Annotated in this window: 6 protein-coding genes; 4 read left to right on the forward strand and 2 right to left on the reverse strand. The window is 44.6% G+C overall.

Annotated elements, in window-relative coordinates; all coding sequences use genetic code 11:
• The first annotated feature begins 104 nt into the window (after positions 1-104).
• From H6F52_RS25560 to H6F52_RS00950, 4 genes are all read left to right on the forward strand, one after another.
• Complete coding sequence (locus H6F52_RS25560) at positions 105-1,088, forward strand: DUF2382 domain-containing protein (protein WP_190430211.1); 984 nt, start codon at positions 105-107, stop codon at positions 1,086-1,088.
• Between the two features lie 773 nt (positions 1,089-1,861).
• Positions 1,862-4,300, forward strand: a complete 2,439-nt coding sequence (ppsA, locus tag H6F52_RS00940; protein ID WP_190430212.1) for a phosphoenolpyruvate synthase — start codon at positions 1,862-1,864, stop codon at positions 4,298-4,300.
• Positions 4,301-4,415: 115 nt separating this feature from the next.
• Positions 4,416-5,300 (forward strand): ChaN family lipoprotein, encoded by an 885-nt coding sequence (locus H6F52_RS00945; protein WP_190531310.1) that lies wholly within the window; start codon positions 4,416-4,418, stop codon positions 5,298-5,300.
• 41 nt (positions 5,301-5,341) lie between these two features.
• Positions 5,342-6,304 carry a PrsW family intramembrane metalloprotease gene (locus H6F52_RS00950; RefSeq protein ID WP_190531312.1) on the forward strand — a complete coding sequence of 321 codons (963 nt, stop codon included), beginning with the start codon at positions 5,342-5,344 and terminating at the stop codon, positions 6,302-6,304.
• Positions 6,305-6,475: 171 nt separating this feature from the next.
• Here H6F52_RS00950 and H6F52_RS00955 read toward each other — a convergent pair whose 3' ends face one another.
• Positions 6,476-6,724: a hypothetical protein gene (locus tag H6F52_RS00955; RefSeq protein WP_190412071.1), complete on the reverse strand. Its 249-nt coding sequence runs from the start codon at positions 6,722-6,724 to the stop codon at positions 6,476-6,478.
• Positions 6,725-7,220: 496 nt separating this feature from the next.
• Positions 7,221-7,390, reverse strand: a 170-nt coding sequence (locus tag H6F52_RS00960) for a transposase (RefSeq protein WP_190531097.1), incomplete at its 5' end; no start/stop codon positions are given.

A 7,390-nucleotide genomic window follows, 5' to 3' on the forward strand; every position in this document is an offset into this window, starting at 1 on the left:
ACTGGGATGAGGACTTGCTTGTTATCTATATAAACATAAACACCCGTTCATAAATGGAAGAAAAAATCGAATTTTGCTTCAAGATCGTTTAGGAAGTTTTTAAAATGAACCATCAAATGCTAGCACAAGGGCAAGGAGCAAGGCGAAACGATGTCAGAATTAATGTCTTGCTAAATAAATTGCAAAGTAAACTTAAATCTTTTGCAGTCAGAGATCGGGAAAACTTGCTGTTAGGAAAGGTGAAGGATGTAAATCTCGATTCAGACCGTCAGCTAAACTTAGTGATATCTCAAGAAGGGCTAAATCAAAATGCCCCATTATTTCTCATCCGAAGCAAGCATATCCAGCAGGTGGACTCGTCTACAAAAACTCTGTTTGTAGACATTAGCAAAGCGGAAACCCAGTATTTGCCTGAATATGTACCCTTAGAAAAAACAACGGATGTAGAGCCTTTAGAAACTTCACCAATCTCAAAAAAAGCTGAATGGGAAGTAACAGATGCCTCGACTGCCTCTGTCATGGCAACGCCAGATGACTTAAATAATCACCCAGAAGAACTGGAGCGAAATAGTATGCCAGAGGATGCTTCTAATACTTTTAGTACAGAGTCAGAAGTTGTCGAGGAAGAAATCTTCCGGTTGTTAGAAGAACGATTAGTCATTGACAGCAACAAACATAAAGTCGGTGAAGTTATCGTTCGCAAAGAAATCGAAACGCGCATGGTAGAGGTGCCAGTCCGCCGCGAAATTCTAATTGTTGAACAAGTCAGCCCCGAACACAAACAGCTTGCAGAAATTGATTTAGGACAAGGAGAAATTCCTGGTCTTGAGCTGATTGAAGCAGCTATCGGCGCTAAATCTACAAGTATCGACGCTAAAACTACAAGTTTAGATACTCAGCCAACAGTTAGAGGTGAGTTTGATTCACCGAGAACAGCAAGTCGAATTTTAGATGCGATCGCGCATCAGCGTGGGCATGGGTGTGCCAAAGTCCGAGTGGAAATCATTCTAGAAGACGCAGAACATCAGGCAACTTACCAGGAATGGTTTGATCGCTGTTCAATCAAGCCATCGTCAAATGGAAAGTAACCCGGTTGAGATATAAAGTTTGAGACAAGTGCCTGGAGATTGGAAACGTGGTACTTGGGTGATAGGGAACTGCTAACTGGGAGCATCCCAATGCATCATGCGCCTACACCCTGAAGGGTGGAGGCTTGCGAGGATAACGGCTGCCGGGAACAGACTAAGAATTTTAGCCTGCTCCCGGCAAACTTCGTTTATGTAGCCCCACGCTAGAAACGTGGGGGCGTATCTCAGCAATACAGGGCATGCTCGCTTGTAACATTCCCAATCTCCGATCGCAAACGCGATCGCCTACCCTTTTTGATTGCTCTACAACAGCTCCTCCTTTGCCCCCCGAACTTCACAGAGATGGGGAAATTTTTTCCATTTGGTCTGCTATTTTGTTGTGCGTGCAAGAAGATAGGGAGGCTTTTATCGTTTTGCCTTGTACCTCGGTAAGGAATCAAGAGAACAATTCTCAGCCTACAAGGACTTGGCTGGAAATCGGAATAATTAATTAAACAGTAAAAAAGTTTGAGCAGAAAAGGCGAAAGTCATAAACTCTGTTTACCTTTATTCTCGATCCCTCAGTATTTATCCTGAATTCTTTAAGCTTTATTGTGCCCCTTTATCGAGGGCATCTTTGCTAATTGGCAGCTTTAATCTCTGGAAATTATAACCAAAACCGGCTGATTTCGCAGTGATCCCAAAGAAATTACAAAATTAATGAAGAAGTGATCTAATTTACCCATTCTCAGCCTCGCCATCGCTAGACTAAAGCTACAAAAGGAGAAAAAGCTATGGTTACAGCAGCGGCAGAAAGGTCATTGCACTTATCCAAAGAGCGATCGCTAATTCTCTGGTTCGATGAAGTTGGAATTATCGATGTCCCTTTGGTAGGCGGAAAAAATGCTTCCTTAGGGGAAATGATTCAGCAGTTAACCCGCCAGGGAGTCAATGTTCCCAACGGGTTTGCCACAACGGCGTATGCCTACCGCTATTTCATTCAATCAGCGGGATTAGAAGACAAGCTGCGATCGCTCTTTTCTGACTTGGATGTTGAAGACCTCGACAACCTGCGGGAACGCGGAAAAAAGGCACGAGCATTGTTAATGCATACGCCTTTCCCTGAGGAACTACGGACAGCAATTACCGCAGCTTACCAACAGATGTGCAAGCTTTATGGCTCTGACATGGATGTAGCTGTTCGCTCCTCTGCCACTGCTGAAGATTTGCCCGATGCTAGTTTTGCCGGTCAACAAGAAACCTTCCTAAACGTTCAAACCGCTCCAGGAGTTTTGGCAGCTTGTCATCGATGCTTTGCCTCCCTATTTACCGACCGTGCGATTTCTTACCGCCACATCAAGAACTTCGACCATTTTGATGTTGCGCTTTCCGTCGGGGTGCAAAAAATGGTACGTTCGGATTTAGCCTCCTCTGGTGTCATGTTCTCGATTGATACCGAAACCGGCTTTAAAAATGCCGCCTTAATTACAGCCGCTTACGGATTAGGGGAAAATGTAGTTCAAGGGGCAGTCAACCCCGATGAATATCTGGTTTTCAAGCCCACCTTAAAAGATGGATTCCGCCCAATTATTGACAAACGACTGGGCAGCAAAGAATTCAAATTAGTGTGCGATCAGGGGGGCTGTAAAATCACTAAGAATGAGCGAGTGCCCTTAAGCGATCAACGGAAATTCGCCCTCAACGATGACGAAATTTTGCAACTCGCCGAGTGGGCTTGCTTGATTGAAAATCATTACAGCGATGTCCACGGCAAGGATATGCCGATGGATATTGAGTGGGCAAAAGATGGCGTTACTAATGAGCTTTTCATCGTCCAAGCTCGCCCAGAAACAGTGCAATCGCAAAAGAGTAAAACAGTTCTGCGTAGCTATCATCTGGTAGGAGGGCAGCAGGCGGTACCTTTACTAACAGGGCGTAGCGTTGGAGAGGCAATCGGGCAGGGCAAAGCCAGGGTAATTCTCGATGCGAACAAAATTGATTTGTTCCAAGCCGGGGAAGTTTTAGTCACTGATAAAACTGACCCTGATTGGGAACCAATCATGAAAAAAGCTAGCGCGATTATTACGAATAAAGGGGGGCGTACCTGTCACGCGGCAATTATTGCCAGAGAAATGGGAATTCCAGCCATTGTGGGTTGCGGAAATGGTACAGATATTTTAAAAACAGGTCAAGAAATTACGGTTTCTTGTTCTGAGGGAGAAGAAGGACGGGTTTATTCCGGATTATTACCCTACGAAGTTCAAGAAATTCCGCTGGAGAACCTACCCCGCACTCGCACTAAAATTATGATGAATGTAGGCAATCCTGAAGAAGCATTTAGCCTCTCAGCGATTCCTAATGATGGGGTAGGATTAGCTAGGCTGGAATTCATCATTGCTAATCACATCAAAGCCCATCCTTTAGCTTTGATTTCTTACGACAAATTGGAGGATGTAGAAGCTAAAGAAAAAATTGCGGAAATGACGGTAGCTTATGAGCACAAACCTCAATATTTTGTGGATAAGTTAGCTCAAGGATCCGCAAGGATTGCCGCTGCTTTTTATCCCAATCCAGTGGTCGTGCGGATGAGCGATTTCAAGAGTAATGAATACGCCAATCTTTTGGGAGGCAGGCAATTTGAACCCAAAGAAGAAAACCCAATGCTTAGCTGGCGAGGGGCGTCTCGTTACTATGATGAAAACTATCGCGATGCTTTTGCTTTAGAGTGCCAAGCCTTGAAGCGGGTGCGAGATGAAATGGGTTTAACAAATGTTATCCCGATGATTCCTTTCTGCCGCACTCCCGAAGAAGGGCGCAAGGTGTTAGCAGAGATGGCGAAGCATGGCTTGGAACAAGGTAAAAACGGGTTGCAAGTTTACGTGATGTGCGAGTTGCCCAGTAACGTAATTATGGCTGAAGAATTTGCCGAAGTTTTTGATGGTTTCTCCATCGGTTCTAACGACTTAACGCAGCTAACGTTAGGTTTAGATCGGGATTCTGCGTTAGTGGCGCATATTTTTGACGAACGTAACGAAGCAGTGAAGCGGATGGTGAAGATGGCGATCGCTGCCGCTAAGAAAACTAATCGCAAAATTGGTATCTGCGGTCAAGCGCCCAGCGACTACCCGGAATTTGCTCGATTCTTGGTAGAACTGGGGATTGATTCGATCAGTTTAAACCCAGATTCTGTACTGAAGACGCTGTTGATGGTAGCGGAAGTTGAAGGGGTTTAAATCAATCGTTGCAAAAACTGAACGTCAAGAAACCCGTTTTCCCCAAGAGAACGGGTTTTCCGTGTAGCTGGAAATAAGCAAGCCGATTGGGATGCTCTCCTGCCACAATATCTTTATGAAAAAATACTCATTCACCCAATTCTGCGCTTGGTCGCTGTTGATTTTCCTCCTCTGTGCCTTGCCTGCTTATTCCCAAACAATCTCCAGCCCTCAAACGCAGCAAAGCTATACTGCACCCGAAGTTTTGCAACAACTTGCAAAGGTAAACGTCATTTATTTAGGGGAAAGTCACGATAGCCCTGAAGATCACCAAGCTCAACTGGACATAATTCAGGAACTCTATCGGCGAAATCGGAAAATTGCCATTGCAATGGAGATGTTCCAGCGTCCCTATCAAGGCGTACTCGATCGCTATCTGGCGGGGAAGATAACAGAAACTCAGCTAATCGAACAAAGTGAATATAAAAAACGCTGGGGTTTTTCTTGGGAATATTACGCCCCAATTTTGGGTTTTGCTAAGGAAAAGAAACTGCCTGTCTTAGCCTTGAATACTCCCAGCGAAGTCACCCGCAAAGTTGCCCGAAAAGGATTAGAAAGCCTGACAGCAGCGGAACGGCGCTATATTCCACCACCTGCTGAAATCCGTACCGATAATCCTGAATATCGCCAAATGGTACAACAGGCTTTTCAACAACATCAAGTCGCGGGTCATGGTTCCAGCGCCAACTTCGAGCGATTTTTCACTGCCCAAGTGCTGTGGGATGAAACAATGGCAGATGCGATCGCGCAGTTTCTAAAAACCCATCCAGATTATCAAGTCGTCGTGCTGGCTGGACAAGCTCATATAGTCTACGGCTATGGAATTCCCAGCCGTGTTGCTCGACGCTTGGGCAATAAAATAGTCCAACGCTCGATTTTACTCAATCCTACGGTAGAAGAGCCTGCACAAACTGATAAAGCGATCGCTGATTACTTTTGGGTAACAGCACCAGACAAGTGACTGAGCAATAAGTTATAAACGAATAAATTAAAGCTCTCCCTATGGATAGATTCTTAATCACAGCCATTCTAATAGCGATTCCTACATTTATTTACATCCGCATCGTGATTAGCATCGATCGGTTTGAGAAAGAACCGACACGCTATCTGATTGCGGCATTTTTGTGGGGGGCGCTGCCAGCAGTGGTGGGTGGCATCATTGTGCAATTAATTCTAAACGTACCCATCCAACTGATATTTGGTGCAGAAAGTCTTGGGGGTCAATTCATCACCACGGCTGTCAATGCACCCGTCACCGAAGAAATCCTCAAAGGCGCTGCTGTAGCAATTATTTACCTGTGGTATCGCAGAGAATTTGATGGCTGGGTAGATGGGATTGTCTATGGGGCGATGGCGGGTTTCGGATTTGCCTATGTAGAAAATATCCTCTACTTGCAGGGTACAAAGACGTGGGAAGAATGGGGACAGCTGCTGCTGCTACGTGTCATTGTCTTGGGCTTCATGCACGGCTTTTGGACAGCCCTCACCGGCATCGGGTTTGGTTTGGCACGCCATCGGCATAACCTGTTTACGAAAATACTGCTAATCTCTGGCGGGTTGATTGCGGCGATGAGTGCCCATTTAATCCACAATGGCGCACTGATTTTAGCAAAAGCTAGCGGTGGTGCGACCCTAGCGATCGCTTTGTGGAATTACGGGTTCCTGGCAGCTTTAATGATTGTTTTAGGGTTTGTCGCTGCCGATCGCGATCGCAAAATGCTCAAAACATACCTTAGCGACGAAGTTCCAACTGTAATTTCATCTGCTGACTACGAAGCACTCTGTAACAGGCGTTCCAACACCCTCGCGCGGTTGCGCGTAGCACCCAAACAACAACGCGCTTTCATTCAAACCGCAGCCGAGTTGGCTCAAAAGAAATTTCAATTATTTAAAATGGGCGAAGAAAGCGGTAACAGTACCGAAATCGCCCTACTCCGCAAACAATTAAAACAATTCAGGAATTAACGCCCTGTGCAACTTTTTCTTAGTTCTCAATTTATCTAGGATTGGGAGCTAAGAAATGTTTTAGATATCAATCAACGCTGCATTAGCAAAAACGGTCTCCAGAGACTTATGGGTAGCAGGCATTTCTACACTTGATATTGTTAATTTTCTTTGCTTGCTGGGTATTTTTTATCAGCTTTGCTCTGAATTTATAATAGAAAATTCCTGCGCCTTCTCACTAGGAACCAAAGTCCAGCCTGTCCGGATTAACTTTTGGTAAGTTGCCCAACCCCTAGAAATTCCTGGTTCGCGGTAGTCGGGTACAGCGTATTGCGGAAAGGCTGTGTAAGGTCGCCAGGGTTCATTGGGTTGATTTTGCAAATACAAAATCTTCTCATCATCCGTCGCAGACTTAGGCAACCAGGACATTTGTTTAGGCATCAGAAAACTCCTTTCTCAAAAAAAGGGGTGAACCCTTGAGCAGATTTTCTTGGGGTAAATGCTTGGAGGAAGCTTCCTTTAACATCCTTTAACAATAGCTGTCTATACAGCTCAACTAAGAGTTGCTAAGACGGCTCAAAGTCGCTCGACTTGATTTGACCGGAAAATCTCTTAGGATGAACTGCTGCTCCAAGGAAAGTTGGATTTATTAATCGTTTACAATAACATACCTCTAAAGAACTCACAAAATTTTTGCCCCAATCAAGCTCGCACGATGTAGTTATAAAACTTATCACTTTTTTCTTGACAATTTATGCAAAATAGCTAATAGAAACTGGTAACTTAGCCTAGTTGTATATAGCGCCAATTGTGGAATAAGTTGTCTAGTAGCATTCATTCTTAACTCAACATCAATGCGATCGCTTTGACGCCGAACCGATTGAGACAAATTCTTCACGCCACTCCCCCAAGGTCTTTGACCTATGGCTATAAGTGCTTAAGCAAAATTAATTACATATTCGGTCCCGACTTTTTTTAGCACATTTTTGACATACTTTACTAAACTTTTCCAGTCCCGATAAGCCTCTATCTCTATCCATTCATATTTCATAAACTTCCATAAGATTTCAATTAAGTTGAGTTCGGGTGAATAAGGGGGGAGCCAAA

It is taken from the genome of Coleofasciculus sp. FACHB-542, from assembly GCF_014695825.1.
Classification (GTDB): Bacteria; Cyanobacteriota; Cyanobacteriia; order Cyanobacteriales; family FACHB-T130; genus FACHB-T130.

Coding starts and splice junctions, on each gene's coding strand:
- H6F52_RS25560 (WP_190430211.1), top strand. CDS start 105: ATGAACCATCAAATGCTAGCACAAGGGCAAGGAGCAAGGCGAAACGAT.
- ppsA (WP_190430212.1), top strand. CDS start 1,862: ATGGTTACAGCAGCGGCAGAAAGGTCATTGCACTTATCCAAAGAGCGA.
- H6F52_RS00945 (WP_190531310.1), top strand. CDS start 4,416: ATGAAAAAATACTCATTCACCCAATTCTGCGCTTGGTCGCTGTTGATT.
- H6F52_RS00950 (WP_190531312.1), top strand. CDS start 5,342: ATGGATAGATTCTTAATCACAGCCATTCTAATAGCGATTCCTACATTT.
- H6F52_RS00955 (WP_190412071.1), bottom strand. CDS start 6,724: ATGCCTAAACAAATGTCCTGGTTGCCTAAGTCTGCGACGGATGATGAG.